At 69.5% G+C, this 2,171-nt stretch carries 2 protein-coding genes; one reads left to right on the forward strand and one right to left on the reverse strand.

What is annotated here, in order from left to right; all coding sequences use genetic code 11:
* The first annotated feature begins 57 nt into the window (after positions 1–57).
* The gene (locus ASG00_RS00830) at positions 58–264 is read left to right on the forward strand and encodes a cold-shock protein (protein WP_045247932.1); all 207 of its coding nucleotides are present in this window, start codon (positions 58–60) and stop codon (positions 262–264) included.
* Between the two features lie 58 nt (positions 265–322).
* On the opposite strand, the gene ASG00_RS00835 is transcribed toward ASG00_RS00830, so the two are convergent.
* Positions 323–2,171 (reverse strand): bifunctional lysylphosphatidylglycerol flippase/synthetase MprF (locus ASG00_RS00835; protein ID WP_235559020.1); only part of this gene is annotated, 1,849 nt, incomplete at its 5' end.

The raw sequence follows: 2,171 nt of genomic DNA on the forward strand, positions 1-2,171 counted from the left end.
TAGCGTGAAGCGAACACCGGTGCACTGGGCGCCGGTTGCAGTAGAGAACGGCAGTTCATGAGCACGACGGGTACGGTCAAGTGGTTCAACTCGGAGAAGGGTTTCGGTTTCATCGCTCCTGATGAGGGCGGCGCCGACGTCTTCGCGCACTACTCGGCCATTCAGGGAAACGGATACCGCTCGCTCGAAGAGAACCAGCGGGTCGAGTTCGAGGTCGAACAGGGTCCCAAGGGACTGCAGGCGGCGAGCATTCGCGCGCTCTGACCGAAGCGTTCGAGGGGACGGGATGCCGCGGCATCCCGTCCCCTCGTCATGTTCGGGCTCAGCCGGCGCGCACGACGTCCACCCCCGCCGCCGCGAGCTGACGCAGCGTCGCGGTCGGCAGGAACGCGCGCACGAGGGCGAGACCGATGCGGGTGAGGTCGCTCTCGTCGCGGTAGAGCAGGTAGAGCGGCTCGTGGCGGGGATGGAACTTCTGCTTGAAGCGTTGCAGAGAGCGGAATCCGTAGACGGGCTCGAGCGATTCGGCCAGCCGGTCGCCCAGCGCGGCGAGGCCGCCGGCCTCCTGCGGGAGATCGTGGGCCAGCGGCGCACCCGACAGTGACATGAACTCGGCGCCCTCCGCCTCGAACTGCTGCGCGGAGGATCCGATGAGGAACTCCATCACCGAGGGGAAGCCGCCCTCGCGGCGGCGCATGAGGTCGAGCGTCCACCCGCGAACCACACCCTGAGCGCCGTACACCGGCAGCCAGGACAAGAAGCCGTCGACATCGCCCGACGGCGTCACGGCCAGGGCGATCCGCACCTCCGGATCGGCGGCCTCGATGAGGCTGCCGAGGGTGAAGCCCATCTCGGGCAGGTCCTTGTCGCCGAGCCATTCCTCGGAGATCGCACGGATCTGCTGGCGCACGCCCCAGGACTCGTGCACGAGGTGCGTCATGCGGAACTCGACCTGCTCGCGGTCGGCACGGTTGAGGGACGTGCGCACCGAGTTCCACTTCTTGCCCGTGAACTGCAGCCCCGGAAGATCGACGATCGTGTCGGCGGCGACCACCAGGCTCCTCCAGCTGGGCGGGAGCAGCGCGCGGGTCGACTCGCTCGCGCTGAAGAAGCACGGCACGAGACCGGCGTGCTCCGCACCGTCGACGAACGCGTCGACCACACCCGGGGCGTCGCTCGGCGGGCCGAACGGATCGCCGAGCGCCAGGGCCACTCCGTTGCGCCGCTGGTAGGTGAGCATCCCGCCCGTCGCCGTCCGCACCGTCGAGTTGGCGTCCCACGTGGCCATCCATGACAGAGTGCCGCCGCCGTCCCGATGAAGGGCGCGTCGCACCTCCGCCCGCGTGGGCGGAGGCAGGGCCGACAGGCGGGTGCCGCGCCCCGCGCGGAACGCACGCCGCTCGATGAGCAGGTAGACGAGGAGCAACGCCCACAGCACCCCGCTCACGATCGTCAGGGCGGGATCGCCGGAGATCGCGTCCGTCACCTCGCTCCACCCGACCAGTTCGGCGCCGATGAGCACGAAGACCACGGCGAGGATGTTGCCGCCCGCGAAGACCGCGGCGACCCACCACGTCCAGCGCCGGCCGCGCAGCAGGCCGCGAGCGATCAGCACGATCACCACGACGTCGACCGTCACATCGAGGATCGGACCGGGGTCCGGCGTCGTACTGCCGAACATGCCCGCTGTCGGCACCACGAGAACGATGATCTCGAGCGCCCCGAGCGCCAGGACGGCGACGAAGGCGATGAAGCGCTTCTCGCGCAGCGACGCCTTGCGCAGGCGCAGCGACCGGTCGACGATCAGCACGCCGATGACCGACACGGCGTGCTCGAGATCGCCGAGGTTGCCCCAGAAGACCATCGTCACACCGACGAAGGCGAGCAGCACGAGCCAGGCGCGCACCCGCCAGGGCGGGCGGAAGAGCCCGACGGCTGCCGCGATGCACGCCATCGTGCCGCCCGAGGGGCCGACGTCGAGGTGATGCGACTGCGCCACGGCCCACGGCCACCCGGTCATCGCGAGCAGCCACACGATGAGAGCCGCGACCAGCACGGTGCCGATCTGGCCGATGACGAAGTATCGGGTCGCGACCTTCCACCCGCGGTGGAACTCGAGGTACGCCATGCCGGCGAAGCTCACGATCACGACCGGGTAGAGGATCGGCGAG

Origin of the sequence: Microbacterium sp. Leaf351 (assembly GCF_001423825.1) — a bacterium.
In the GTDB taxonomy this organism is placed as follows: Bacteria; Actinomycetota; Actinomycetes; order Actinomycetales; family Microbacteriaceae; genus Microbacterium; species Microbacterium ginsengisoli.

What these genes read in the sequence shown, in the direction of transcription:
- ASG00_RS00830 (WP_045247932.1), top strand. Translation starts at nt 58, where the DNA reads ATGAGCACGACGGGTACGGTCAAGTGGTTCAACTCGGAGAAGGGTTTC.